The sequence below is a fragment of the Chromatiales bacterium genome (genome assembly GCA_020445605.1).
Lineage (GTDB): Bacteria > Pseudomonadota > Gammaproteobacteria > JAGRGH01 > JAGRGH01 > JAGRGH01.
Map to the genome: position 1 here is coordinate 14,179 of JAGRGH010000038.1, position 24,727 is coordinate 38,905.

Sequence of the window (24,727 nt, forward strand, 5' to 3'; positions counted from 1 at the left end):
AGCGGCCTGCGCGGCGCCAATCCCGTACACTGCGCGTCCCGTTCGCAGGCCGATTCCAGCATGTCCGTCAAACTCTCCGTCACGACCCAATCCGCCGCCGCGCTGCGCTGCGATCTTGTCATTGCCGGCATCCATGCCGGACAGCAACTGTCACCGACCGCAGCGACCATCGACCAAGCAAGCGGCGGTGCGCTCAAGCGCCTGCTCAAGCGTGGCGATCTGGACGAGGACGCCGGCTCGACCCTGCTGATCCCGGAACTCGCCGGGGTGCAGGCAGGGCGTGTGCTGCTGGTCGCGGCCGGCGATCCGACCGCGCGTGACGAACGCAAATACCTGTCGCTGCTGCGTTCGGCGCTCGGCGCCGCCGCGCGTTCGGGCCAGACCAGCATCGCCGCGGGGCTGATCGAACTGCGCCCGACCGGGCGCGATGCCGACTGGGCGGCGCGCAGGATCGCGGCCGCTGCGGGCGATGCGAGCTACCGCTTCGACCAGATGCGCGGCAAGCCGCCGAAACGCCGTGGACGCCTCGCACGCGTGCAATTGATCGCGACGGCCGACGAGCGCGCCGCCGCGCGCCGGGGCGCGGCCCAGGGCCAGGCGCTGACCGAGGCCATGGACGTGGTCAAGGACCTGGCGAACCTGCCCGGCAACATCTGCACGCCGAGCTATCTCGCCGACCAGGCGCGCGCGCTGGGCAAGGCCAGCGAGTCGATCAAGACCACGGTCCTCGACGAGGCGCGCATGCAGCGACTGGGCATGGGCGCACTGCTGTCGGTCTCGCGCGGTTCGCGCCAGCCGGCAAAGCTGATCGTCATGGAGTACCACGGCGGCCGCAAAGGCCGGGCGCCCATCGTGCTGGTCGGCAAGGGCCTGACGTTTGATGCCGGCGGCATCTCCATCAAACCGGCCGAACACATGGACGAGATGAAATACGACATGTGCGGAGGCGCAACGGTGATCGGCGCGCTGAAACTCTGTGCCGAACTGAAACTGCCACTGAACGTCGTCGGCGTCGTGCCGGCCTCCGAGAACCTGCCGGACGGCGACGCGAACAAGCCCGGCGACATTGTCACCAGCATGGCCGGGATCACGATCGAGATCCTGAACACGGACGCCGAGGGCCGGCTGATCCTCGCCGATGCCCTGACCTACGCGCGGCGCTTCAAGCCCGAGGTCGTCATCGACATGGCGACGCTGACCGGCGCCTGCATCATCGCGCTCGGCCATCAGGCCTCGGCCGTGCTCGGCAACGACCAGCCGCTGATCGATGCGCTGCGCGAGGCCGGCGAGACCAGCGGCGACCGCGCCTGGCAGCTGCCGCTGTGGGACGAATACCAGCGCCAGATCGAATCGCCGTTCGCGGACCTGCAGAACATCGGCGGGCGCCCGGCCGGCACCATCACGGCGGCCTGTTTCCTGGGGCGCTTCACCGAGTCGCTGCGCTGGGCGCACCTCGACATCGCCGGTGTGGCCTGGAAGAGCGGCGAGGACAAGGGTGCGACCGCCCGCCCGCTGCCGCTGCTGGCGGAATACCTGATCTCGCGTGCCGCAGGTTGATTTCTACATCCTGCCCGACGGTGGCGTGGACGCCGTCGAGACCTACGCCTGCCGCCTGACGGAGAAGGTCGCAGGGCTCGGGCATCGCGTGCTGGTCGTGGCGGCCGACCCGGCCGCCAGCGCGCGCATGGACGAGCGGCTGTGGACCTTCCGGCCCGGCAGTTTCGTCGCTCACGCAGCGTGGAGCGCTGAGATCGATCCGCTGACACCGGTCGTGATCCACACGGGCGCAGACTGCCAATGGCCGCACGCCGTCGCGATCAACCTCGCGGGGGTGACACCCGAGGCGCTGAGCGAGATCGAGCGGGTCGCCGAGATCGTCGGCGCCGATCCGGCCGAACGCGAGGCCGGCCGTGCGCGCTTCAGCGCCTGGCGCAGACTGGGCGTCGAACCCACCGTTCACAACATCTGATCAACCAAGAATCCATCATCATGCGCTGTTCCGAATTCCCGCTCTGGACTGTCAAGGAAACCCCGGCCGACGCCGAGGTCATCAGTCATCGCCTGATGCTGCGCGCGGGGCTGATCCGCAAGCTCGCCGCGGGTCTGTACACCTGGACGCCACTGGGCTTGCGCGTACTGCGCAAGGTCGAGGCGATCGTTCGCGAGGAGATGAACCGCGCCGGCGCGCTCGAGGTGCTGATGCCGGCCGTGCAGCCGGCAGAACTGTGGCAGGAATCCGGCCGCTGGGAGCACTACGGACCGGAGCTGCTGCGACTCGTCGACCGACATGACCGCTCGTTCTGTTTCGGCCCCACGCACGAGGAAATCATCACCGACCTCGCGCGCAACGAACTCAAGAGCTATCGCCAGCTGCCGGTGAATTTCTACCAGATCCAGACCAAGTTCCGTGACGAGATCCGCCCGCGTTTCGGCGTGATGCGCGCGCGCGAGTTCCTGATGAAGGACGCCTACTCGTTCCATCTGACACAGGACTCGCTGCAGGAGACCTACGACCGGATGTACGCGACCTACAGCGCGATCTTCCGCCGCTGCGGGCTGGACTTCCGTGCCGTGGCCGCGGACACCGGCTCGATCGGCGGTTCGAGTTCGCACGAGTTTCACGTGCTGGCCGCCTCCGGCGAGGACGCGATCGCGTTCTCCGACAGCGGGCCGTATGCCGCGAACGTCGAACTCGCCGAGGCGCTCGCGCCCGCGGCGCAGCCCCCGACCGACGCCCCCATGCGCACCGTGGACACCCCGGATGCGAAGACCATCGCGGAACTCGTCGCGGGCTATGGCGTGCCGATCGAGCGCACGGTCAAGACGCTGGTCGTGCAGGCATCCGAGGACGTCGAAGGCGGCCTGGTCGCCCTGCTCGTGCGCGGCGATCACGAACTCAATGCCGTGAAGGCCATGAAGCTGGCGCAGGTCGCCGAGCCCCTGCGCATGGCGAGTGAGGCAGAGATCCGCGCGGCGGTCGGCGCCGGGCCCGGCTCGCTCGGCCCGGTCGGCCTGCCGATCCCCTGCGTGGTCGATCGAACGGTCGCGGCCAGCGCCGGTTTCAGCGCCGGCGCGAATGTCGACGGCAAGCACCTGTTCGACATCCACTGGGGTCGCGATGTCGCGCTGCCCGAGGTCGCCGACCTGCGCAACGTCGTCGACGGCGACCCGAGCCCGGACGGCAACGGCAGCCTGGTGATCCGCCGCGGCATTGAGGTCGGACACATCTTCCAGCTCGGCCAGAAATATTCACGGGCGATGAACGCGACCGTGCTCGACGAAAACGGCCGCGGCGCGGTCATGACCATGGGCTGTTACGGCATCGGCGTGTCGCGCGTGGTCGCCGCCGCGATCGAACAGAACTACGACGAGGCCGGCATCGTCTGGCCCGAACCGATCGCACCGTTCACCGTCGCACTGTGCCCGATCGGCCGCGACCGCTCCGCGGCCGTGCGCGAGGCCGCGGACGCCCTGTACGCGGAGCTGACCGCGGCCGGCGTCGAAGTGCTGTTCGATGACCGCGGCCTGCGTCCCGGTCAGATGTTCGCGGACATCGAACTCATCGGCATCCCGCACCGGCTGGTCGTCAGCGACCGGCTGCTCGCCGAGGGTCAGCTCGAGTACCGCGCCCGTCGTGCCGAGGCCGCCGAAACCCTGCCACGCGCCGAGGCGCTCGCCCGCGTGCTGAACTCGAAACACGCCGACTGATCGGCATGGATCATCTGCCACGTACGGTTGCGTACGGTTGGCGATCGGTAGACGGTGCGCAATACGCTGCCAACGCGGCCGAACACGCGCTGTCGTAGACTCGCGCCATGAGTCCGATTCGCTGGATGCGGGCGGCACGCCGCCTGCGGAAGCTCGCTGCCGTCACGCTCGCCGCCGCCCTGGCGCCGGCCTGTTCGGCGGTCAGTGTCAGCGAGCTTCCGCCGGCGCCGAATCCGGCCCAGGCAATCCACTGGGAGATTCAGCGCGGCGGCCGGCTGGTCGGCGAGCTGTTCGGCACGATCCACAGCGAAGACCCGCGGGTGCTGAACCTGCCCGCGCGCGTGCGCCGCGGCTTCGACGCGGCCGATACCGTCGTGCTGGAACTCGACCTGTCTCGCGCGGATGTGTTCCTGACGCTTTCGGGCATGCTCTACGGCGACGAGGGTCAGCTGCGCGCGATCGCGGGCCATGCGCTCGCGCGCCGGGCCATCGCGGCGCTGGCCGAGTACGGCATACCCGAGCTGCTCGCGAGCCGCATGAAGCCCTGGGCCGTGGCGACCACGCTGAGCCTGCCGCCGGCCAAAACGGGCCGTTTTCTGGATCAGGACCTGGCCGCGCGCGCCGCGGCCGCGGGCAAGACGGTCGTGGGACTGGAGTCGGTCGCCGAGCAGCTCGGCGCGATGAATGCGCTTGCCGACGCCGACCAGACCGAACTGCTGCGCGAGACCCTGGACGACATCGCCGAAGTCCGGCGCCTGCACGAGGCGATGGTCGAGGTCTGGCTCGCCGGCGATCTGGACCGACTGCACGCGATTCAGGCCGAATCCATCGGCGAGGACCCGAGCGGGGCCGGCGGACGCTTCATCGAACATCTGCTCGACCGTCGCAACGTCCTGATGCTCGAACGCCTGCTGCCGTTGCTGAACAGCGGCCGCGTGTTCGTGGCCGTTGGTGCGCTGCACCTGCCGGGGCCGACCGGCCTGCTGCAGGGCTTGCGCGAACGCGGCTACGATCTGCACCCCGCGCGCTGACCCACACGGAGAAGACCCCATGCGCTGCATCCAGATGACCGCGGCCGGTGAGCCGGAGGTCCTCCAGCCCGCCGAACTCGAAGCACCCGTGCTGCCCGCCGACAGCCTGCGCGTGGCCCTGCATGGCGCGGGCGTGAACCCCGTCGACACCAAGCTGCGCGCGCGCGGGCTGTACGGCCCTGCGCCGCTGCCGGCGATCCTCGGCTGCGACGGCGCCGGTGAAGTGCTCAAGCGCGGCTCGTCGGTGACGGGTTTCAGCACCGGCACCCGCGTGTGGTACTGCTACGGCGGTATCGGCGTGACGCCCGGCAACTATGCGGAACAGAACGTCGTGCCGGCGATCGCCTGCGCGCGGGCACCGCGCACGCTCGATCTCACGCTCGCCGCGGCCGGCCCGCTGGTGCTGATCACGGCCTGGGAGGCGCTCTACGACCGCGCGCGCCTGACCGCCGGCCAGACGTTGCTGATTCACGCCGCGGCCGGTGGCGTCGGCCATGTCGCCGTACAGCTGGCGAAGCTGCGTGGCGCGCGCGTGATCGCGACGGTCAGCACGGCGGAAAAGGACGCGTTCGTCCGCGCGCTCGGCGCCGACGAGGTCGTCCGCTACACGCAGACGAATGTCGTCGAAGCGACCCGGTCGCTGACCGCGGGCCGCGGCGCGGATGTCGTCTTCGACACGATCGGCGGCAAGGTCTTTTTGCAGAGCCTCGAGGCCTGCGCGCCGTATGGCGATGTCGTGACGATCCTCGAACCACCGCCCGAAGTGAGCTGGAAGGCCGTACGGCCGAAGAACCTGCGCATCGGCTTTGAACTGATGCTGACCCCGATGATGACGAACGATCCCGCCGGGCTGGCGCGCCACGCGGCGATCCTGCAGCGCTGCGCGGAGTGGATCGACATGGGTCAGTTACGGATCGAGGTCGAAGCCGTACTGCCGCTCAGGGATGCCGCCGAGGCGCATCGCCGGGTCGAATCCGGCCACACGCGCGGCAAGATCGTGCTGGATACGCGCGCCGCCGGATGAGTATCAGACGCGGTCGAGCACGCTGAAGGTCTGCTCCGGCGCACCGTCTGCGCCGCGATCCAGGAAGCTTGCGGCAAGCCGGAAATCGACCGGCGGCACCAGCGCCGCGCCGTCGGCGAAGGTCGCGAATTCATCGCCGCCCAACACGCGATTGACGGTGGTCAGATACAGCCGGTCCAGACATCCCTCGCCCAGGAAGGTGTTCAGAACGACTGGGCCGGCCACCACGTAGAGATTGCGCAGCCCGCGTTCGGCCAGCTGCGCGATCAGCTCGCGTGCCACCACGCGCTGGCCGCCACCGCAGGTCAGCACCGTGAATCCGGCCTGCCTCAGTGCATCCGACCGCGCCGGATCGGCAGCGGCGCCAGTCGCGACAAACCGCTCGCGCGCATCCGCGCACAGCGCGTCGCTGAGCGGCAGGTCCAGCGAACCGCTGACGACGACCACCGCCGGCTGCGGCGCGAGACCGTGTTCGACCCGGAACGCGCGCAGGTCATCGAAACCGGCCTCGCTGACCGGCAGCCCGGCCTGTGCGCTGCCCTCGGCAAGTTCGCGCACGTAGCGGCCCGACACGACGATCGCATCGGCCTGCGCGGCCAGTTCCTGATACAGGCGCCAGTCGCGGGCGTTCGCGATGGTACGCGGCACTCCGAAGCGACCCGAAACGGGGTCGCGCAGCGCGATGCGGCCGTCCAGGCTGGTGACGAAATTCGAGTAGACGCGCGCGCCGTCGACGGTGCGTGCGACGGGATGGCTCAGGTAGAGCCCCGCAAGTGCATGTTCGCGACCCGGATCGGGCCAGAGTTCGGTAACCACCAGTCGCGGTGTTGCCCGATCAGCCCGCGCCGAACTGCGCCGGACCGGCGCCGGTCAGGCGGATGCGCAGCGCGAGGTCCGAGCCGCTGTCGGCGTTGCGCAGTGCCTCTTCCTCGGTGATCAGTCCGCGGCGGAACATCGCGTACAGCGACTGGTCCATGGTCTGCACCTGGGCGTTGCGCTCCTCTTCCATCGCGCGCGGAATGGCTTCGATGTCGCCCTGCTCGACGAGCTTGCGCAGGCGCGGCGTCGGCGTCATGACCTCGATCGCCGGGATGCGCCCGCCACCGCGGTGCGGGATCAGTCGCTGGGCGATCAGCGCCACCATGGTCGTCGACAGATCGCGCAGCACGCGCTCGTGCGCCTCCTCGGGATAGAAGCTGACGATGCGCTGCAGGGCCTGCGCGACGTTGGATGCGTGCAGCGTCGACAACACCAGGTGGCCGGTCTGCGCGAACGACAGCACGGTCTGCATGGTTTCGGAATCGCGGATCTCGCCGACCAGGATCACGTCCGGCGACTCGCGCATGGCGTTCTTCAGCGCGTTCGCATACGACAGCGTGTCGAAGCCGATCTCACGCTGGTCGACGACGCTGCGCTTGTGGTCGTGCACGTACTCGATCGGGTCCTCGACGGTGAGGATATGGCTGCACGCACTGGCCGCGCGATGATCGAGCATCGATGCCAGCGTCGTGGACTTGCCGCAGCCCGTCGAGCCGATCACGAGAATCAGCCCGCGCGGCGCCAACACCAGCTGGTGAAAATACGCCGGCAGATTGAGTTGCTGCACGCTCGGGATGTGGTCGCGCACATGCCGGATCACGATGCTGACCTGGCCGCGCTGCAGGAATACGTTCACGCGAAAACGGCCGATGCCCGCGCGTTCGAGCGCCAGGTTCATTTCCAGATCGCGCTCGAAGCGCTCGATCTGACGCACGTCCATCAGGGACTCGGCAAGTTCGCGAATCCGCTCGGAATCGAACGGCGCATCACCAACCGGCTCCATGCCCTCGTCGCCCTTCAGATGCGGCGCGGCGCCGGCCGAGAAGAACAGGTCCGCGGCCCCGCGATCGACCATGAGCTTCAGATAGAAATCGAGATTCAGCATGTCCCCCAACGCTCCCGACAGTCTTCTGCCCGATAGTAGCAGGACGCCACGAGTTTCACCGTCCCGACCAGCCCCGATGCAGAAGGCTTCGGCAGTCGACGGTCATTCCGGCACGATCCGGTAGACTTGCGCGCCACGCCCCGATAGCTCAGATGGATAGAGCATCCCCCTCCTAAGGGGAAGGTCGGAGGTTCGAATCCTCCTCGGGGCACCACCGCCCTGCGCGGCGGCGGCGGACTCAGCCCACACCCGGCTGCTGCCGCTCGCGCCGACGCCGGCGCAACTGGATGGCGGTCCCGATCGGGCCGGATGCCGCATAGGCTACCGCGACCAGAAACAGCATCGCCGCCGGCTTGAATGCCACCGCGAAGAACGCCAGTGCGACGACCACCGCGAACACGAACGGCACGCGATCGCGGAAATCGAAATCCTTGAAGCTGCGATAGCGCAGGCGACTGACCATCAGCAGCGCGGCGATGACCGTGACCACCATCGCGACCCAGCGCATGTCCAGCGGCGCCAGTTCGTACTCCGTCGCGAACCAGATCAGACCGGCAACCGTCGCTGCCGCGGCCGGGCTCGCCAGGCCCTGGAAATAGCGCTTGTCCGCGACGCCGAGCTGGGTGTTGAACCGCGCCAGACGCAGGGCCGCGCAGGCCGTGTACAGAAACGCGGGCGGCCAGCCGAACTTGCCGAAGCTCGACAGCGACCAGACATAGACCACCATCGCCGGCGCGATGCCGAACGAGACCATGTCGGCAAGGCTGTCGTACTCGGCGCCGAAGTCACTCTGCGTGCCGGTCAGGCGCGCGATGCGTCCGTCCAGCCCGTCGAGCACCATCGCGATGAAAATCGCGATCGCGGCCTCCTCGAACCGGTGGTTGATCGCGCTGACCACGGCGAAAAAACCCGCGAACAGGGCCGCGGTGGTGAAAAGGTTGGGCAGCAGGTAGATACCGCGCCGGCGGCGGCGTTTCGGGGAATTGTCGGCTTCAGTGGCCATCGGGCATTGTCACCGTGCTGACGCGACGCGGGCGTTGATCTTATCCCATGGCGCCGGCGCGCGGCTCAGCGGTCACTGAAGGTCGCCAGCAAGGTGCTGCCGGCATGCACCCGCGCGCGCGGCCCGACGCGCAGCTTTGCGCTTGTCGGCACCACCACTTCGATGCACGCGCCGACCCCGGGGTGCCCGCAGCGCTGCCCCTGACCGATCCGGTCGCCGACACTGAACGGAAAATCACCGCTGAAGTTCGCGAAACCGCGATGAATCACGAGCAGGCAGTCGTCGCCCTCGTCGGTGCGCATGCGCAGGGCGACGGCATCGGTGCAGTCCGGGCCGGTCCGGTCGCCCTTCTGCGACCAAACATCGACAAGCTGTCCCTCCACGGGGCTGCGCAGGGTATAGGCGCCGAGTATCCGGCGATGCATGACCATGCGCGTGACATTCGTCTCGAGGTGGGCATTCTGCTCACTGACGATGTTGGTCACCCGGCCGTCGACCGGGGCGACCACGCCCAGCGGTTCCGGGGGAACCTCGCGGTTCGGGTCGCGAAAAACCCATGCGCCCAGCGTGCCGAGCGCCAGCGCCGCGGCGACGATCCACCACGCGTGCCAGTAGAACGCGCCGATGGCCACGGCGAGGCCAAGCGAAAACAGCCAGCGCCCGGGCGGGGCGACGAACTGCCGCATGCCTCCGACCACGCGACGGCTCCGGCTGCCGCGACCGTTCCTGAGGAAATCAGTTACGCGACTTGTCGACGATCCGGTTCTTGCCGATCCACGGCATCATGCCGCGCAGTCGTGCCCCGACCTCTTCGATCTGATGTTCCTGCGAGATGCGGCGCCCGGCCTTGAGCACCGGCGCACCGGCCTGGTTCTCCTGAATGAACTCGCGTGCGAAGTGGCCCGCCTGAATCTCCGTGAGGATGCGCTTCATCTCGGCCTTGGTCTCGTCGGTGATGATGCGCGGACCGCGGGTCAGATCGCCATATTCGGCGGTGTTCGAGATCGAGTAGCGCATGTTCGCGATGCCGCCCTCGTACATGAGGTCGACGATCAGCTTGAGCTCGTGCAGGCATTCAAAATAGGCCATTTCCGGCGCATAGCCGGCTTCGACCAGTGTCTCGAATCCGGCCTGCACCAGCGCCGTGGTGCCGCCGCACAGGACGGCCTGCTCGCCGAACAGATCGGTCTCGGTTTCCTCGCGGAAGTTGGTCTCGATCACACCTGCGCGTGCGCCGCCGTTGGCACTGGCATAGGCGAGCGCGATGTCGCGCGCGCTGCCCGAGGCGTCCTGGAACACGGCGATCAGCGACGGCACACCGCCACCCTGCATATACGTGGAACGCACCAGATGTCCGGGGCCCTTCGGTGCGATCATGATCACGTCGAGATCCGCGCGCGGCACGACCTGTCCGAAGTGGATGTTGAAGCCGTGCGCGAACGCGAGCGCCGCGCCCTGCTTGATGTTCGGCTCGATCTGGCCGCGGTACAGCGCGGCCTGGTGTTCGTCCGGCGCGAGAATCATGACCACATCCGCGCTCGCGGCCGCTTCGTCGATCGGCATCACCTTCAGGCCGGCATTCTCGGCCTTCTTTGCCGAGCTTGAACCCGGGCGCAGACCGACTACGACGTCCACGCCGGAGTCCTTCAGGTTGTTCGCATGCGCATGGCCCTGCGAGCCGTAGCCGATGATCGCAACCTTGCGGCTGGTGATCAGTGAGAGGTCCGCGTCTTTGTCGTAGAAGATGTTCATAGTGTTGCTTGCCGTTGGTGTTCAGAAACAGGGCCGGCGACCACCCGGTCGCCAGCGGGAAGGTGTGCCCGGGCAGTTCAGTCGGACAGGGCCCCGGGTCCGCGACCGATGGCGGACGGCCCCGAGCGGACGACCTCGACGATCAGCTTCGTGTCGACCGCCTCGATGAAGGCATCGAGCTTGTCGGAGGTGCCGGTCAGTTCGATCGTGTAGCTCGAATCGGTCACGTCGATGATGCGCGCGCGGAAGATGTCCGCAAGGCGTTTGAGTTCCTCGCGCTGCTCGCCGCTCGCCCGGACCTTGATCAGCAGCATCTCGCGTTCAAGGTGCGGGCCTTCGGAGAGGTCCTTGACCTTGACCACATCGATGAGCTTGTTGGTCTGCTTGATGATCTGCTCGATGACCTCGTCGCTGCCGGTCGTGACCAGGGTCATGCGCGAGAGCGTGCGGTCCTCGGTCGGCGCGACGGCCAGAGACTCAATGTTGTAGCCGCGCGCGGAAAACAGGCTCGCGACACGCGACAGCGCGCCGGACTCGTTCTCGAGCAGGATCGAGATGATGTGACGCATCAGGCAAGCTCCCGATCGGTCGAAATATACGGGGACATGCGCATTTCGTGGTGGCTCTTGCCGGCCTCGATCATCGGGTAGACATTTTCGGCCGCGTCGGTCACGACATCCAGAAACACCAGTTCCTTCTTGCGCGCGAAGGTCTCGGCGATCGCGGCATCCAGATCGCCGGGCTTCTCCACGCGCAGACCGACATGCCCAAACGAACGCGCGAGCTCCGCAAAGTCCGGCAACGCGTCCATGTAGGAGTGCGAATAGCGGCCCTCGTAGATGAACTCCTGCCACTGCCGCACCATGCCCATGTAGCGGTTGTTCAGCATGACGATTTTGATCGGCAGGCCGTACTGGCGACAGGTCGAAAGTTCCTGGATGCACATCAGGATCGACGCCTCGCCGGTCACACACGCAACCGTTGCATCGGGATGCGCAAGCTGCACGCCCATGGCCGCCGGCAGCCCAAAGCCCATCGTGCCCAGCCCGCCGGAGTTGATCCAGCGACGCGGCTTGTCGAACGGATAGAACTGCGCGGCCCACATCTGGTGCTGACCGACGTCGGAGGTCACGAACGCATCGCCATTGGTCGCGCGATACAGCGCCTGGATCGCCGCCTGTGGCTTGATCTTCGACGCGCTGCGGTCGTAGGCGAGACAGTCGATCGCACGCCAGTCCTCGATCTGCTTCCACCACTTGCGCAGCGCGATCTCGTTCGGCTTGCGGCCGGAGTCGGCGAGCTTCTTGAGCAGCGCCTTGAGCACCTCGTCGACCTCGCCGACGATCGGCACGTCCACGCGCACGTTCTTGGAGATCGACGCCGGGTCGACGTCCACGTGAATGATCTTCGCGTGCGGACAGAACGTGGCAACCTTGCCGGTCACGCGATCGTCGAAGCGCGCGCCGATGGCGACCAGCACGTCGCACTCGTGCATCGCCATGTTCGCCTCATAGGTGCCGTGCATGCCGAGCATGCCGAGGTTCAGTGCATCGGTGCCCGGATACGCGCCGAGCCCCATGAGGGTCTGCGTGATCGGGTAGCCGAGCCCGCGCACGAGTTCGCGCAGCCGCGCCGAGCCATCGCCCAGCACAACGCCGCCGCCGGTGTAGATCACCGGCCGTTCGGCAGCCAGGATCAGCTCGATTGCGTGATCAACCGCGTCCGCATCGGGCCTCGACGGCGGCTGGTAGGAGCGCATCTTCAGGCGCTTCGGGTACTTGTATTCGATCTTGACGTTCGGATCGGTCACGTCCTTCGGGATGTCCACGACCACCGGGCCCGGCCGACCGGTCGTGGCGATGAAGAACGCCTTGCGCAGGGTCTCGGCGAGGTCTTCCACCCGCTTGACCAGAAAATTGTGCTTCACGCAGGGGCGCGTGATGCCGACCGTGTCGACCTCCTGGAAGGCATCGGAGCCGACCATGGGCAGGGGCACCTGGCCGGTGATGACCACCATCGGGATGGAGTCCAGATGGGCCGTCGCGATGCCGGTCACGGCATTGGTCGCGCCCGGCCCGGAGGTCACCAGGACCACGCCGGGCTTGCCGGTCGCGCGCGCGTAGCCGTCGGCCGCATGCGTGGCCCCCTGCTCGTGACGCACCAGGATGTGCTGGACCTTGTCCTGGCTGAACAGCGCATCGTAGATGTGCAGGACTGCCCCGCCGGGATAGCCGAACACATACTCGACGCCTTCGTCTTTAAGCGCCTGAACGAGGATTTCACCGCCGCTGAGCTTCATTTCGCACCTGTCCCGCGGGCCACCGATGGCCGTCGCTGCACTGCAATATCAGAACAGGCTAAAGTACTGAGCCGCATGACCAAAAGCAACAGCCTGCGCGCAGGTTGGCGCTTCCCGGGGCGTTTTCCCATAATGAGAGCCCGTTCAATTGCCTGAAGACCATGATGTCGCGCCTACTCGTCGCCGTTGCGCTGGCCGCCGCGCTGAACCCCGCCGCGCTGGCCAGGACCTATAAATACCTCGACGAGCAGGGTCGAACCGTGTATTCGCAGGTGCCCCCGGCCCACGGCACCGCCCCGGCGGAGGTCGTCGCGCCCCCGCCGCCGCCGGCCGTGGACCCGGATGAGGCGCGCGCCCGGCTCGATGCCATGCGCCAGCGCCTCGACGACGCGGCCGAGGACCGGGAACTGGCGAAGCAGAAGGCCGACGACGAACGCCGCCAGGCCGAACTCGAGGCAAACAACTGCCGCATCGCCCGCTCGAACCTCGCGAACCTGAACGCGCTCGGCGCGCGGCGGGTGCGCGACGCCGACGGCAGCTACCGGCGCCTGACCGAACCCGAACGCATCGAGCGCATCGCGAAGGCCGAGGCCGAGGTCGCGAACTACTGCAAATGAGCTGCGCGGCGCGTTGACTTGTGGGCCAAGTGGAAAGCTCTGTGACACTCAGCCGCACCACAAGCATTGTGGGCGAGGCGCAGTCCGCCGGGAATGGCAGGCCCTTTCCAAGGACTGCAACACCGCCCACAATGCTTGTGGTGCGGCCCTTCGGGAGCCACTGTGCGAGCGCGGCTCTGTGTTGCGCTTCTTGCCAAGGGCGGGCCATTGCCTGCGAAACGCGCCTTGATTCGCACTCGCACTGGGGCTCTGAGTGTTACAGAACTTTCCACTTGGCCCACCAGGCGCGCCCGCCCACCGTCCGGCTGACCACTGACCACGGAGCCCCCTGAACCATGCCGCTGCTGACCATCCTGACCAACGTCGATCTTCCGGCCGAACGCCGCCAGGACATTGCCGATGAGGCAAGCAAACTCGTCGCCGAACTCCTCGGCAAACCCGAGAGCTACGTCATGATCGCCCTCTCGCACAACCCGGACATGCGCTTCGCCGGCAGCAACGACGCACTCGCCTACCTGGAACTCAAGAGCATCGACCTGCCGCAGCAGGACACCACGCGACTGTCCGATGAACTGTGCACCTTCATCGAAAACCGCATGGACGTCGATCCCTCACGCGTGTACATCGAGTTCGCCGACGCCGAACGTCATATGTGGGGCTGGTCGAACGCAACGTTCTAGCGCGCTGTTGAAATTCTCTTTTCAACCGCCGAATGCCGCGAGACAGGGAGGTCTCGCCCGAAAATCGAACACACAAGTGTTTAATTTTCGTGAGCAACCGAAAACCGCGCTTATCGGTTGCGATGTTGAAAACGCCATGGAGGGGCCTTTTTCAACGATCTGCCAGGGCATTGGTCGGTGGGCGACACCCGGCCCCGACGCGGGGAGCGCACCCCGCACTGATATGAATTGACCGAACGATTGCGTGACGCGGTCGTGCGAATTCTCAAGCAGCCTCCGCCAAACTGATGGCTCCGGCAGACAACCCGAAGGTCTCATGAGCGGTTGGCTCAAGCTGTTTGTTCTCGCCGCGGTGTTCGCCGCGATCCTTTGGTTCCTGCTCAGCATGAGCAGTGACAAGCCCGCTTCCGTTCGGCCGGACGCACGGCCGCAGGCGTCATCGGAAACGACCGACGCCGACCACGACGCCTGGTCGAAGGAAGACCGCGCGATCTGGCGCGACAAGATCAACCAGCGTCTCGCGCGCTGAACCGGCGACGGCGGGACCGCCGGCACAGTGCGCAGCGCCAATCAAAAGGCGGCGGCTTCGACCTCCAGATACACTCGACTGACATGCGCACCGAGGCGCAGGTCAAACCCGACCCAGTCGCGAAACCTGTCGACCGCCATCTCAACCTGCGGTTTCATCTCGAAATCCTCCGCACCCTCCTCATACAGACGCGCGACAGTCGAACGCACGCCATGTAGATAGTCACGGTACACGAGCGCAGTTTCGGCGCCGCCCGCGCGGCCGTGGCCCGGGATGTAGTGACGAAATCCACGCGCGACGATCTGGTCTATGGCCTCGATGTTGCCGGCGAAATCACTGTCCCCTTCCATGATGCCGAGCATGCCGTTGCGTACCACATCGCCCATGAACAGCACGTCCTCACCGACGATCTCGATCATGAGGTCGTTGTCGGTATGCGCCGAGCCGGTGTGCAGGATGCGAAACTGCACATCGCCAATCGTGAGCTCGTCCCCGTCACCGACCGCTTGATCCGGCGGTGTCAGGTTTCTGCCGTCCGCGGCGCCATCGGTCACACGGTTGATCGTCGCGAGCCAGGCGTGGCCGTCATTGCCGGCGGCCTTCTCCAGCATGCGTGGATGTGCATGGATCGGCACGCCCGGATAGTGTCGACGCACACCTTCGTTGCCGAGCCAGTGATCGCCGTGGGCATGTGAATTGAAGACCGCGACGATTGGCTCGCCCGGATAGCTTTGCGCACACACCCGCACGACCATCTCGCCGGCCCAGGCACTGCCGCCAGGATCGAAGACCACCAGGCCGCCTGCGGTCCGCGTAATCACGACGTTGTTTCTAAATCCGCGATTGTTGCGATCCGGCAGGTCGAACGGCCCGTAGATCACTCCGACGCGATCGGTCACCGGTTCGACCTTCGGGAGCGGCCCGGCGACCGCAACGCCCGTTGCCGCCAGAGTCACCCCGCAGACTGCAAGGAAAGCGGATGCCCTGACGCGGTTCATGGCAGAACGGACTCGGCCGACCCGCTGTTGCCCGCGCTGTCGCGCCAATGCACGACCACGCGCTGGCCGGAGCGGACCGGGCTCAGCACGACGCCGGTGATCGGATTGGCGGCAACGCCCGGACCCATGTAGGCCTCGGCCGAAACTTGGCCGTCGACTTCGAAGCGCATGTGCTCGATGAACGCGGCCTTCGCATCTGCGCCGCCCATGGGATGGCGCACAAGCACGGTCACGCGGGCCTGTTCGCCACTCTTACGAACGCGCATCCTGGTATCGATTTTCATGTTCGTGTCCTCCGCTTGCGATCCGATTCAGGAACCGAAACCGCTGACCGCCAGCTTTACGAGCCGGCGTCGCACGAACACCTGCCCCCGCGAGCGCACATAGGCCGTCACCGCCGAGGTCTGGCGCAGCCGCACGGCGGTTTCAAAGACGCTGGCCGCGTCACGCATCGGCCGGTAGAACGCGCATAGCGGGCGTTCGTTGCCGGGCACCGTGATGGCAATGGCGTCCACATCGGCGAGTTCGGTGTGCACCTTCACGGTCACCTTCTGGCCGTTCGCGACCATCGGAAGGTCCAGTTCGATCTGGTCGGTGTTCTGTGGCTGCGCATCGCCGAACAGCGCACGCACGATATCCGGCTCCGTCGCGGCGCCGAATGCGGATTTCAGGTCAATGCCGCCGGTGCCGGCGATGCTCAGCACAGGGCGACTCGCCAGCAGGCAGGCCCCCGTGGCGAGCGATCCGAAAACAAAGGCTCTGCGATTCATGATGGTGTCCCCGAGTTGCCCGTCCACCGCGGACCGGGCTTGCGAATGACACTAGCCAGCCGCTGGCCTAGACTTGTCGAGAAACCCCGAAGGATTGCCGAAGAATTTATTGCGTCTTTTTAATCAGGGAGTTAGCAACCCGATTCTCCACGTGGGCAGATCGAACGAACAATCCGGCGCAACCGCGAACGCAGATCAACGCGATCTCGCGGATGCCCTGCGCATTGCGGGCTGGGACGTCCACCCGGCCAGCAGCGAGCTGATCCGGGGCAGCAAGTGCCTGCGGCTTGAACCCAAGGTCATGGACGTTCTGGTGCTGCTCGCTCGCCATCCCGGTCAGGTGCTCACGCGCACCGAGATCGAGGCGCAGGTCTGGCCCAATGTCGTCGTCGGCTACGACACCGTCACCGGAGCGGTGCAGAAGCTGCGCAAGGCCCTGGGCGACAACCCGCGTGAACCGGCCATCATCGAGACGCTGCCCAAGCGGGGTTATCGCCTGATCGCCATGCCGGAGCCGATTGCACGGCAGACACCGGCCACGGCAACGGCACGACCAGAAAGTGCAGCGCCTTCACGCCCCCGCCCCGGACATGCGTGGCTGGCCACCGCGGTCGCCGTGATCGTTGCGGCGCTCGTGTGGTGGCAACTGCGGCCGGATCACACGCCCCCCGGCCCGCCGCCGCACGAACCTGCCACTGCGTCCATTGCAGTGCTGCCGTTCGACAACCTCAGCGACGATCCGAAACAGAACTACTTTGCCGACGGGCTGACCGATGATCTGATCACGCTGCTGGCCAAGCAGCCACGGCTGCTGGTCATTGCACGCGATTCCTCCTTCATCTACCGCGGCCAGATCGACAACATCACCGAGGTGGCCGAACGACTCGGCGTGCGCTACCTGCTGCGCGGCAGCGTACGCCGGGTGGCCGATGAGCTGCGTGTGAACGCGCAGATGATCGACAGTCAGGATCGCGGACATGTGTGGGCCGAGCAGTACCAGCGAACGACCAATGACCTGTTCCGGATTCAGGATGCCATTGCCTCGAGTGTGGTCGCGGCCCTGTTGCCGAACGCCGACGAAACGATCAGCGCGGCCGTAACGCGCAGCGACGAACCCGCCGCCTACGATCAGTTTCTATATGGCCGACAGAGTTTTTATCTGTACGCGAACCGTAACGAGAATCGCGCGGCGCGCGAATTCTTCACCAAGGCGGTCGAGATCGACCCGGGTTTTGCCGGGGCCTGGGCCATGCTGGCGTGGACCCATGCATTTGATGCCATGAACGGCTGGGCGGACGATCGCATCCAGTCACTGACGAGCGCCTATGATCTGGCCACCCGTGCCATCGGGTTGCAGCCGGATCTTCCGGTCGCCTATTTCGTACGCGGTCTCAGTCACCGCGAGCGCGGCGACTACGTCAAGGCGCTGGTCGAGGCCGAGAAGGCGATCGAATACGATCCGAACTATGCGAACGGACACCTGCTGACCGCGACGCTGCTGTATTACGCGGGGCGTCCCGAGGAAGGTCTGAAACGCATCCAGCAGGCGATGCGCATCAATCCGCACCACCCGTACAACTATCCGTTCCATCTCGGCCAGGCCTATTTCGTGCTGCACCGCTATGCCGAGGCGATCCAGGCGTTCAGGGACGGGCTGGTTTCCAATCCGGCCTCGGAACGCCTGCACCTGTGGCTGGCGGCGGCCTATGCGCGTGCAGGCGCGATTGAAGACGCGAAGTGGGAGGCCGAACAGGTTCGCACGCTCAATCCCGAGTTCTCGCTGGAGCGCATCCGCACGGCCTTTCCATTCAAGGACCCGGCCGAACTCGAGCACTTCACCGGCGCCCTGGCCCTCGCGGGACTGGATGGCTAGCGGGCCGCTGGGCGGCCCTCCCCTGCCACGCGCTCGCAATCGTGTCAGTCAGAATTGATGGCGCAGCGCGCGCAGACCGCTTGCGCCGAGCAGACCCAGCAGTCCGAGCAGCCCGACCCATCCGATCACCGGTACCAGCTGCGGAGGGAAGAAGTAGCCATCCTGACCCGCGTCGGTCAGCTGGCCGCCGGTAGCCAGCACACCGTTGGGATCAATGCCCGCTGTCAGCACTACGCCGGCAGGCAGAGTCGCATCGTCCGTATCCACGGTCACTGGACCCTCGAGAATCAGCACGCCCCAGCGCCCGTCCTGATCCGTGGTGGTGCTGGCATTGGACCCACCGTTGGTGAGGTCTACCGTCACGCCCTCGAGTCCCGGTTCGCCGTCGTCGCGGATGCCATTGCGATTGCGGTCGAGAAAGACCTCACCCTCGATCGAGGCCTGGAAATTCTCGCCGTCCGGGCAGCTGCCGGGCGTGGAGTAGACATCGGCCTTCGCGAGCTCGCAGCCGGGCGCAACCAGGACGGAAACATCCACCGGCTGCGAACGAAGGGGCAGACTCGCAACGCAGAAAACTTGAAACGCCCCGTCCGTAAAAATGCTTTCGATCGGTGCCGCGACCCCATCGAATGCAAACGAGGGTGACGCGGGGACCAGATCGGTGCCCGAGATGTAGATGCAATTCCGGTACGCACCATCGAGGAACGCGCCGCTAAGCCCGTTGTTGCACACGGGGCCTACGAACGCATCGCCCGGCCCACCGCCCGGTCGGATATCCGAGACCGAGCAAACGGCAAACGCGGACGGCGACAGCAACACGGCAACAAGCGAAAGCACTGCTGCGAAACGCACTGGACGCGACACGGACGACCCCCGAAGTCAGTACGCTCCGCCCCCCGGAGCACTTTGATGTTAGTGCCGCACCCGAAATTGCACAACAGAAATCTGCTCTCTCACAGACGTCCGGCTACATGAACCCTCTTGCCAGATAGAACACCAGGGCCAGACCAAGCGCCCCGGTGACGCCGTTGACCACAACGCCGGTGGAAAGGCTGTAACCCGGCGGGAACTCGCCCGGTCCGAGCGTTTTCAGCACGCGCCGGAATTGCCGGATTGAGAACACGGCCATGAATACCGCCAGCAACACGAACGACTCGCCAACAAAAAACGAGATATGCCGCTGAAAGAGCTTGATCTCCTCGCGGCCCGCGATCTGCAGAAACAGGCCAAAGCGTTCGACCAGAAACCCGAACGCCATGAGCGAAATGCTCGTCCGGTTCCAGGCGAGCAGGGTGCGCTCGGCGGCGAACAGTACCCGCGGATCGTTCAGATCCGACATGAACGCCGGCTAGTCACGACGTTCCGCGGCATGCGCGCGGTACCAGGCACAGGTTTCGGCGAGGCCGTCTTCGAGCGAAACCTTCGCCCTCCAGCCCAGCGTGTGGATGCGCGAGACGTCGAGCAGTTTGCGCGGCGTGCCGTCGGGCTTGCTCGCATCGAAGGCAATCTCGCCATTGAATCCCGTGACTTTCGCCATCGTGCGTGCAAGCTCGGCGATGGTGACATCCTCGCCGGTGCCGACATTGAGATGCGAACACATCGGTTGGGTGTTCGCCGCCCAGGTCGCATCGTCGAGTTCCAGCACATGCAGACAGGCCGCGGCCATGTCGTCGACGTGCAGAAACTCGCGCATCGGTCGTCCGCTGCCCCAGACCGTCACGACCGAATCACCACGCCGCGCCGCTTCGTCGAAGCGCCGCATCAGGGCCGGAATCACATGACTGTTGGTCGGGTGAAAGTTGTCGCCGGGCCCATAGAGATTCGTCGGCATCACGGAACGGTACTGCGTGCCGTACTGCCGGTTGTAGGACTCGCACAGCTTGATGCCGGCGATCTTCGCGACCGCGTAGGGCTCGTTGGTGGGTTCCAGCGTTCCAGTCAGCAATGCATCCTCGGCCATGGGCTGGGCGGCCATGCGCGGGTAGATGCAGGAACTGCCGAGAAACAGCAAACGCTGAATGCCGGCCCGGTAGGCGGCATCGATGACGTTCGCCTCCATCATCAGGTTCTGCCAGATGAATTCGGCGGGATAGGTATTGTTCGCGTGAATGCCACCGACCTTCGCCGCGGCAAGGATCACGGCGTCGGGCCGTTCCTGCGCAAAAAAATCCCGAACCGCGGCCTGATCGGTCAGATCGAGCTCGGCATGGGTTCGCGCGATCGGCGCCGGATAGCCAGCGCTGGCAAGCGCTCGCAGGATCGCCGAGCCCACCATGCCGCGATGACCCGCGACATGGATGCGCGCATCGCGCGCGAGCGCGCTCACTCGTGGCGTTCCGGCGTGGCGAAACCGGCCTGCAGACACAGCTCGTCGCGGCGCGCGGCCTCCAGATCGGCATCGACCATTTCATGCACGAGTTCGTCGAACTTCACGCGCGGCTGCCAGCCGAGTTCTTCGCGTGCGAGCGCGGCATCGCCGAGCAGGGTCTCGACCTCGGTCGGCCGGAAGTAGCGCGGGTCGACGCGCACGATGACCTGACCGGGTTTCAGCACCTTCGCCGCATCGCCGGTCACGGATTCGACACGCCCCTGTTCGTCCACACCGCTGCCTTCCCAAGCGACGGCAATACCCAGTCGCGCCGCGGCGCGCTCGACGAACTCGCGCACCGAATGCTGCTCACCGGAGGCGATGACGAAATCACGCGGCTTCTCCTGCTGGAGCATGAGCCACTGCATCTCGACGTAATCGCGTGCATGGCCCCAGTCGCGCAATGCGTTCAGGTTGCCAAGCCACAGCGTGTTCTGCAGGCCGAGCGCAATGCGCGCCAGCGCGCGCGTGATCTTGCGCGTGACGAAGGTCTCGCCCCGCAGCGGCGACTCGTGATTGAACAGGATGCCGTTGCAGGCATACAGCCCGTAGGCCTCGCGGTAGTTCACCGTGATCCAGTAGGCATAGAGCTTCGCGACCGCATATGGCGAGCGCGGGTAGAACGGTGTCGTCTCGCGCTGTGGCGTTTCAACGACCTTGCCGAACAGCTCGGAGGTCGATGCCTGGTAATAGCGCGCCCGATCGCCGAACCCGAGCATGCGGATCGCCTCGAGCAGGCGCAGCGCGCCAAGTGCGTCGGCGTTCGCCGTGTACTCCGGCTCCTCGAACGAAACGGCCACATGGCTCTGTGCGGCAAGGTTGTAGACCTCGTCGGGCTGCACCTGTTGCAGGATGCGCACGAGGCTCGATCCATCGGTCATGTCGCCGTAGTGCAGAAAGAAGCGCCGGTCGCTTTCGTGCGGATCCTGATACAAATGGTCGATCCGGTCGGTATTGAACAGCGAGGCACGACGCTTGATGCCGTGCACCTCGTAGCCCTTGCCAAGCAGAAACTCGGCAAGATAGGCGCCATCCTGGCCGGTAATCCCGGTAATCAACGCGATCTTTGACATGCCTTGGCCTTGTAGAATGCAGTGCGCCGCCCTGTCGGGCGGATAACCGCGGCATTCTATCAGGCGCTTTCATGGCCACGCGCTCGTCTTCACTGCTCGCCGAACACTGGCGCGCGCATCGCGCGGGCGTGTCGCTGCTGGCGGTATTCGCGGCGCTCGAGTCGGTCGCGACACTCGCCCTGCCATTGCTCGCGGCCGGCGCCGCGGCGCTCGCGCTCGACACGGCCGAAAGCGGGTCGATGGCCTCCCTGATCACCATCGCCATCGGCATCCTGACGGCTCAGGCACTGACGCGTTTTGCCGCTGGCTGGTTCGGCGGCCGACTGGCGATCGACGTCGCGACCGAACTGCGCGTGCGCGTGTTCGATCACCTGCAGGCGCTGCCACTGGACGCGCACCTCGGCCGGCGCCGTGGCGACCTGCTGACGCTGCTCGGCACCGACAGCGACCGGGTCTCCGCGCTGATCGCCATGACCGGCGGCACGCTCGCCGGCATCGTGATCACCGCGCTCGGCGCGGTCGTCATGATCGCGCGCACGGACCCATGGCTGGCGCTGGCCGCGGCCATCTGTGTACCACCGATCGCGATCGCCTCGCGCCTGTTCGCGCGCCGGCTGCGGCCGCTCGCGCGCCAGGCCGCCGACAGCGGCGCCGAACTGACCGCACACGCCGAGGACTCGCTCGCCGCGATCACCGCCGTGAAGGCCTTCGCGCGCGAACCCGAGCAGAGCGCGCGGTTTACGGCGCTGGCGCGCCATTCGGCCGGCCTCTACAGGAGGCTCGCGGCGATCAGCGCCGGCGTCGGACCGGCCGTGCAGTGGCTGGTCGCGCTGGCCGTGCTGGCCCTGGTCGCGCTGGGGGTCGCGCGCGCCAGCAGCGGACAGTTCAACGCCGGCGGCCTGACGGCCGTGACCCTGTACGCCCTGCTGCTGGCGCGGCCGGCCGGCGTGTTCGCACAGTTCTGGGGCCAGTGGCAGCAGGCACGCGGCGCGGCGGCACGCATCGCCGAACTGCTGGCGACCGAGCCCGAATCGCCGGCCCACTCGCTGCCGGACCTGCGTGTCCATGGCGGCGCGATTGCGCTGGCTGGCGTGCGCTATGCCTATCCCGGTCGCGCGGCGGTGCTCGCGGGCCTTGATCTCGTCATCCGCGCGGGCGAAACCCTGGCCGTGACCGGCGACAACGGCGCCGGCAAGACCACGCTGGCGCATCTGATCCTGCGCCTGCACGACCCGGACGCGGGCCACATCCGGATCGACGGGCAGGACCTGCGCGAGGTCTCGCTCGCAAGCCTGCGCCGGGCGATCGGTTACGTGCCGCAGCAGGTGCTGCTGGTCGAAGGAACGATCGCCGAGAACATCGCCTGGGGCGATCCGTCCGCCGACCGGACGCGCATCGAACAGGCCGCCGAACACGCACTTGCGCGCGGATTCATCGACGCATTGCCCGCGGGCTTCGAGACCCGCATCGGGGATCAGGGCGTGCGCCTGTCTGGCGGGCAGCGCCAGCGCATCGCGCTGGCACGCGCGCTGCTCAAGGACCCGCGTATTCTGATTCTCGACGAGGCGACGGCGATGTTCGACCCGGGGGCGGAACTCGAGCTCGTCGGCGGACTCCGGCCCGTCTTTGCCGGGCGCACCGTGGTGTGGATCACCCACCGACCCGCGGCGCTGGAACTCGCCCATCGGGTCGTGCGAATGCATGCGGGGCGCGTCGTCGACGTGCGCCCCGGTGTTCAGGCGTAGGAACGAACCCAGCGTTCCAGCGTGCCGGCGTCCATCGCCCCGGCCTGCCGGGCCGCCTCGCGACCGTCGCGGAACACGATCAGGGTCGGGATGCTGCGGATGCCGTAACGCCCGGCGACGTCCTGCGCCACCTCCGTGTTGACCTTCGCGAACCGCACGCGCGGCTCAAGCCGCGCAGCCACGGCCGCGAATGCCGGCGCCATCATGTGACACGGCCCGCACCAGTCGGCCCAGAAGTCCACGACCACGGGCACATCGTTGCGCGTGACGTAGCGATCGAACGTCGCGCCGGCAAGTTCGGCCGGATGATCCGGCACCAGAGACGCCTTGCACTTGCCACAGCGCCCGCTGGAATCCAGGCGCTCCGCGGGCAGGCGGTTGACCGCGCCGCAGCCGGCGCAGACGATATGTACAGGTTCCGACATGGGAGGCTCCAGAGCTCGATGCCGTGCAGATGGGCACGTGCTCGAGCCAATTCAATCCATGCAGTACTGGCTGTTCAAGACCGAGCCCGAGACCTTTGGCCTCGACGACCTCGCCGCGCGTACCCGACGCACCGAGCACTGGGACGGCGTGCGCAACTACCAGGCCCGCAACATGATGCGCGATGAAATGCGCAAGGGTGACCTGGGATTTTTCTATCACTCCAACTGTGCGGAGCCCGGCATTGTCGGCATCGTGGAGATCGTCCGCGAAGGCTACCCGGACCACACCGCGCACGACCCGGATTCGAAATACCACGACCCGAAGAGCACGCCGGACGCGCCGCGCTGGTACATGGTGGACGTGCGCCTGAAACGGCGCCTGAAACGCAACATCACGCTGGCGGAACTCAAGGCCCACGCGGACGCACCGGCGTTGAAGGACTTCGCACTTCTGCGACGCGGCAACCGGCTTTCCGTCATGCCGGTTTCGGCCGATGCCTGGAACTACGTGCTGGCGCTGGAAAACTCCGCTGTTTGAACCGCCTGTTCAAACTCGCGCAGCAGAGTGACAGGGGCAGCCAGAGCGCTTGATATTCGCCCCCCAACCCGTGGCAGGAGGGGAATCGTAACCTGCGGAAGGCTAATTAAAGGGCTCTGACCCCACTGCTGTCCCACAAAAGGGGAACAAAAAAGGCTTAAACCGCTGCTGGTTGATACAATGAATGTTCCACCAAACGTTGTAAAAACCAGAGGATTTAAGCCTTGGCGCATACTAGCACAGTTCTCAGCCAGCTCCTTCGGCTGGTGTCCAGACATGATTTTGAATCGCTCGCCCGCGAGCACCACTGCGGCCAGCGCCTGCGCAAGATCAGCCGCTGGGATCAGTTCGTCTCCTTGCTCATGGCGCA

The 24,727-nt window shown here is 66.4% G+C and carries 27 protein-coding genes and 1 tRNA gene; 13 read left to right on the top strand and 15 right to left on the bottom strand.

From position 1 onward, the window contains the following. The first annotated feature begins 60 nt into the window (after positions 1 to 60). From KDG50_08260 to KDG50_08280, 5 genes are all read left to right on the top strand, one after another. Entirely contained in the window at positions 61 to 1,557 is a 1,497-nt protein-coding gene (locus KDG50_08260; protein ID MCB1865413.1) for a leucyl aminopeptidase, read from the top strand. Beyond that, on the top strand, positions 1,544 to 1,969 hold the full coding sequence (locus KDG50_08265) for a DNA polymerase III subunit chi (protein ID MCB1865414.1): 426 nt from the start codon (positions 1,544 to 1,546) through the stop codon (positions 1,967 to 1,969). Before KDG50_08260 ends, KDG50_08265 begins: the two co-directional genes overlap by 14 nt. Positions 1,970 to 1,989: 20 nt before the next feature. After that, the gene (locus KDG50_08270) at positions 1,990 to 3,708 is read left to right on the top strand and encodes a proline--tRNA ligase (GenBank protein MCB1865415.1); all 1,719 of its coding nucleotides are present in this window, start codon (positions 1,990 to 1,992) and stop codon (positions 3,706 to 3,708) included. Positions 3,709 to 3,815: 107 nt separating this feature from the next. After that, positions 3,816 to 4,739: a TraB/GumN family protein gene (locus tag KDG50_08275; GenBank protein MCB1865416.1), complete on the top strand. Its 924-nt coding sequence runs from the start codon at positions 3,816 to 3,818 to the stop codon at positions 4,737 to 4,739. Between the two features lie 19 nt (positions 4,740 to 4,758). Beyond that, a complete protein-coding gene (locus tag KDG50_08280) occupies positions 4,759 to 5,763 on the top strand; it encodes a zinc-dependent alcohol dehydrogenase family protein (protein MCB1865417.1) in 1,005 nt (334 codons plus the stop codon). A 3-nt stretch (positions 5,764 to 5,766) separates the two neighbouring features. Here the strand turns inward: KDG50_08280 and KDG50_08285 are convergent, their stop codons facing one another. Both KDG50_08285 and KDG50_08290 read right to left on the bottom strand, forming a co-directional pair. After that, positions 5,767 to 6,579: a dihydrofolate reductase family protein gene (locus KDG50_08285; protein ID MCB1865418.1), complete on the bottom strand. Its 813-nt coding sequence runs from the start codon at positions 6,577 to 6,579 to the stop codon at positions 5,767 to 5,769. A gap of 19 nt (positions 6,580 to 6,598) precedes the next feature. Then, positions 6,599 to 7,684 carry a PilT/PilU family type 4a pilus ATPase gene (locus KDG50_08290; protein MCB1865419.1) on the bottom strand — a complete coding sequence of 362 codons (1,086 nt, stop codon included), beginning with the start codon at positions 7,682 to 7,684 and terminating at the stop codon, positions 6,599 to 6,601. A 140-nt stretch (positions 7,685 to 7,824) separates the two neighbouring features. Here KDG50_08290 and KDG50_08295 point away from each other — a divergent pair. Continuing rightward, positions 7,825 to 7,901: transfer RNA gene (locus KDG50_08295), tRNA-Arg, on the top strand. A 24-nt stretch (positions 7,902 to 7,925) separates the two neighbouring features. Here the strand turns inward: KDG50_08295 and pssA are convergent. The 5 genes from pssA to ilvB all read right to left on the bottom strand — a co-directional run bounded on the left by pssA (position 7,926) and on the right by ilvB (position 12,741). Then, positions 7,926 to 8,690: a CDP-diacylglycerol--serine O-phosphatidyltransferase gene (pssA, locus tag KDG50_08300; GenBank protein MCB1865420.1), complete on the bottom strand. Its 765-nt coding sequence runs from the start codon at positions 8,688 to 8,690 to the stop codon at positions 7,926 to 7,928. 65 nt (positions 8,691 to 8,755) lie between these two features. Beyond that, positions 8,756 to 9,388, bottom strand: a complete 633-nt coding sequence (locus tag KDG50_08305) for a hypothetical protein (protein ID MCB1865421.1) — start codon at positions 9,386 to 9,388, stop codon at positions 8,756 to 8,758. Positions 9,389 to 9,425: 37 nt separating this feature from the next. Next, entirely contained in the window at positions 9,426 to 10,442 is a 1,017-nt protein-coding gene (gene ilvC / locus KDG50_08310) for a ketol-acid reductoisomerase (GenBank protein MCB1865422.1), read from the bottom strand. A 77-nt stretch (positions 10,443 to 10,519) separates the two neighbouring features. Continuing rightward, the gene (gene ilvN / locus KDG50_08315; GenBank protein ID MCB1865423.1) at positions 10,520 to 11,011 is read right to left on the bottom strand and encodes an acetolactate synthase small subunit; all 492 of its coding nucleotides are present in this window, start codon (positions 11,009 to 11,011) and stop codon (positions 10,520 to 10,522) included. Continuing rightward, positions 11,011 to 12,741, bottom strand: coding sequence for a biosynthetic-type acetolactate synthase large subunit (gene ilvB, locus KDG50_08320; protein MCB1865424.1), 1,731 nt, complete (start codon positions 12,739 to 12,741; stop codon positions 11,011 to 11,013). The genes ilvN and ilvB overlap by 1 nt, the downstream gene beginning before the upstream one ends. 164 nt (positions 12,742 to 12,905) lie before the next feature. Here ilvB and KDG50_08325 point away from each other — a divergent pair, with 164 nt between their 5' ends. From KDG50_08325 to KDG50_08335, 3 genes are all read left to right on the top strand, one after another. Further along, positions 12,906 to 13,358: a DUF4124 domain-containing protein gene (locus KDG50_08325; GenBank protein ID MCB1865425.1), complete on the top strand. Its 453-nt coding sequence runs from the start codon at positions 12,906 to 12,908 to the stop codon at positions 13,356 to 13,358. Positions 13,359 to 13,693: 335 nt separating this feature from the next. Next, positions 13,694 to 14,038, top strand: coding sequence for a hypothetical protein (locus KDG50_08330; protein ID MCB1865426.1), 345 nt, complete (start codon positions 13,694 to 13,696; stop codon positions 14,036 to 14,038). Positions 14,039 to 14,354: 316 nt separating this feature from the next. Then, complete coding sequence (locus tag KDG50_08335) at positions 14,355 to 14,567, top strand: hypothetical protein (GenBank protein MCB1865427.1); 213 nt, start codon at positions 14,355 to 14,357, stop codon at positions 14,565 to 14,567. 41 nt (positions 14,568 to 14,608) lie between these two features. Here the strand turns inward: KDG50_08335 and KDG50_08340 are convergent, their stop codons facing one another. From KDG50_08340 to KDG50_08350, 3 genes are all read right to left on the bottom strand, one after another. Further along, positions 14,609 to 15,466: an MBL fold metallo-hydrolase gene (locus KDG50_08340; protein MCB1865428.1), complete on the bottom strand. Its 858-nt coding sequence runs from the start codon at positions 15,464 to 15,466 to the stop codon at positions 14,609 to 14,611. A 95-nt stretch (positions 15,467 to 15,561) separates the two neighbouring features. Next, positions 15,562 to 15,849, bottom strand: a complete 288-nt coding sequence (locus tag KDG50_08345; protein MCB1865429.1) for a thiosulfate oxidation carrier complex protein SoxZ — start codon at positions 15,847 to 15,849, stop codon at positions 15,562 to 15,564. A 27-nt stretch (positions 15,850 to 15,876) separates the two neighbouring features. Then, positions 15,877 to 16,335, bottom strand: coding sequence for a hypothetical protein (locus KDG50_08350; protein MCB1865430.1), 459 nt, complete (start codon positions 16,333 to 16,335; stop codon positions 15,877 to 15,879). Positions 16,336 to 16,486: 151 nt separating this feature from the next. Here KDG50_08350 and KDG50_08355 point away from each other — a divergent pair, with 151 nt between their 5' ends. Next, entirely contained in the window at positions 16,487 to 18,208 is a 1,722-nt protein-coding gene (locus KDG50_08355; GenBank protein MCB1865431.1) for a tetratricopeptide repeat protein, read from the top strand. 48 nt (positions 18,209 to 18,256) lie between these two features. Here KDG50_08355 and KDG50_08360 read toward each other — a convergent pair whose 3' ends face one another. From KDG50_08360 to gmd, 4 genes are all read right to left on the bottom strand, one after another. Further along, complete coding sequence (locus KDG50_08360) at positions 18,257 to 19,072, bottom strand: hypothetical protein (GenBank protein MCB1865432.1); 816 nt, start codon at positions 19,070 to 19,072, stop codon at positions 18,257 to 18,259. Positions 19,073 to 19,175: 103 nt separating this feature from the next. After that, on the bottom strand, positions 19,176 to 19,547 hold the full coding sequence (locus KDG50_08365) for a DUF202 domain-containing protein (GenBank protein MCB1865433.1): 372 nt from the start codon (positions 19,545 to 19,547) through the stop codon (positions 19,176 to 19,178). 9 nt (positions 19,548 to 19,556) lie between these two features. Then, positions 19,557 to 20,483 carry a GDP-L-fucose synthase gene (locus KDG50_08370; protein ID MCB1865434.1) on the bottom strand — a complete coding sequence of 309 codons (927 nt, stop codon included), beginning with the start codon at positions 20,481 to 20,483 and terminating at the stop codon, positions 19,557 to 19,559. Between the two features lie 47 nt (positions 20,484 to 20,530). Then, positions 20,531 to 21,649 carry a GDP-mannose 4,6-dehydratase gene (gmd, locus tag KDG50_08375; protein MCB1865435.1) on the bottom strand — a complete coding sequence of 373 codons (1,119 nt, stop codon included), beginning with the start codon at positions 21,647 to 21,649 and terminating at the stop codon, positions 20,531 to 20,533. 71 nt (positions 21,650 to 21,720) lie between these two features. Between gmd and KDG50_08380 the strand changes: the two genes are divergently transcribed. Then, on the top strand, positions 21,721 to 23,394 hold the full coding sequence (locus KDG50_08380; GenBank protein MCB1865436.1) for an ABC transporter ATP-binding protein: 1,674 nt from the start codon (positions 21,721 to 21,723) through the stop codon (positions 23,392 to 23,394). Here the strand turns inward: KDG50_08380 and trxC are convergent. Beyond that, positions 23,385 to 23,819 (bottom strand): thioredoxin TrxC, encoded by a 435-nt coding sequence (gene trxC, locus KDG50_08385; GenBank protein ID MCB1865437.1) that lies wholly within the window; start codon positions 23,817 to 23,819, stop codon positions 23,385 to 23,387. The two genes, KDG50_08380 and trxC, sit on opposite strands and share 10 nt — an antisense overlap. A 58-nt stretch (positions 23,820 to 23,877) precedes the next feature. On the opposite strand from trxC, the gene KDG50_08390 reads away from it, so the two are divergent. Then, complete coding sequence (locus KDG50_08390; protein MCB1865438.1) at positions 23,878 to 24,357, top strand: EVE domain-containing protein; 480 nt, start codon at positions 23,878 to 23,880, stop codon at positions 24,355 to 24,357. A 224-nt stretch (positions 24,358 to 24,581) separates the two neighbouring features. Further along, the coding region (locus KDG50_08395) for a DUF4372 domain-containing protein (protein MCB1865439.1) at positions 24,582 to 24,727 on the top strand (146 nt) is incomplete at its 3' end.

Excerpts from the sequence above, each read along its gene's own strand:
- KDG50_08260 (MCB1865413.1), top strand. The coding sequence starts at position 61 with ATGTCCGTCAAACTCTCCGTCACGACCCAATCCGCCGCCGCGCTGCGC.
- KDG50_08270 (MCB1865415.1), top strand. The coding sequence starts at position 1,990 with ATGCGCTGTTCCGAATTCCCGCTCTGGACTGTCAAGGAAACCCCGGCC.
- KDG50_08275 (MCB1865416.1), top strand. The coding sequence starts at position 3,816 with ATGAGTCCGATTCGCTGGATGCGGGCGGCACGCCGCCTGCGGAAGCTC.
- KDG50_08280 (MCB1865417.1), top strand. The coding sequence starts at position 4,759 with ATGCGCTGCATCCAGATGACCGCGGCCGGTGAGCCGGAGGTCCTCCAG.
- pssA (MCB1865420.1), bottom strand. The coding sequence starts at position 8,690 with ATGGCCACTGAAGCCGACAATTCCCCGAAACGCCGCCGCCGGCGCGGT.
- ilvC (MCB1865422.1), bottom strand. The coding sequence starts at position 10,442 with ATGAACATCTTCTACGACAAAGACGCGGACCTCTCACTGATCACCAGC.
- ilvN (MCB1865423.1), bottom strand. The coding sequence starts at position 11,011 with ATGCGTCACATCATCTCGATCCTGCTCGAGAACGAGTCCGGCGCGCTG.
- ilvB (MCB1865424.1), bottom strand. The coding sequence starts at position 12,741 with ATGAAGCTCAGCGGCGGTGAAATCCTCGTTCAGGCGCTTAAAGACGAA.
- KDG50_08325 (MCB1865425.1), top strand. The coding sequence starts at position 12,906 with ATGTCGCGCCTACTCGTCGCCGTTGCGCTGGCCGCCGCGCTGAACCCC.
- KDG50_08330 (MCB1865426.1), top strand. The coding sequence starts at position 13,694 with ATGCCGCTGCTGACCATCCTGACCAACGTCGATCTTCCGGCCGAACGC.
- KDG50_08335 (MCB1865427.1), top strand. The coding sequence starts at position 14,355 with ATGAGCGGTTGGCTCAAGCTGTTTGTTCTCGCCGCGGTGTTCGCCGCG.
- KDG50_08345 (MCB1865429.1), bottom strand. The coding sequence starts at position 15,849 with ATGAAAATCGATACCAGGATGCGCGTTCGTAAGAGTGGCGAACAGGCC.
- KDG50_08350 (MCB1865430.1), bottom strand. The coding sequence starts at position 16,335 with ATGAATCGCAGAGCCTTTGTTTTCGGATCGCTCGCCACGGGGGCCTGC.
- KDG50_08365 (MCB1865433.1), bottom strand. The coding sequence starts at position 19,547 with ATGTCGGATCTGAACGATCCGCGGGTACTGTTCGCCGCCGAGCGCACC.
- KDG50_08370 (MCB1865434.1), bottom strand. The coding sequence starts at position 20,483 with ATGGTGGGCTCGGCGATCCTGCGAGCGCTTGCCAGCGCTGGCTATCCG.
- gmd (MCB1865435.1), bottom strand. The coding sequence starts at position 21,649 with ATGTCAAAGATCGCGTTGATTACCGGGATTACCGGCCAGGATGGCGCC.
- KDG50_08380 (MCB1865436.1), top strand. The coding sequence starts at position 21,721 with ATGGCCACGCGCTCGTCTTCACTGCTCGCCGAACACTGGCGCGCGCAT.
- trxC (MCB1865437.1), bottom strand. The coding sequence starts at position 23,819 with ATGTCGGAACCTGTACATATCGTCTGCGCCGGCTGCGGCGCGGTCAAC.
- KDG50_08390 (MCB1865438.1), top strand. The coding sequence starts at position 23,878 with ATGCAGTACTGGCTGTTCAAGACCGAGCCCGAGACCTTTGGCCTCGAC.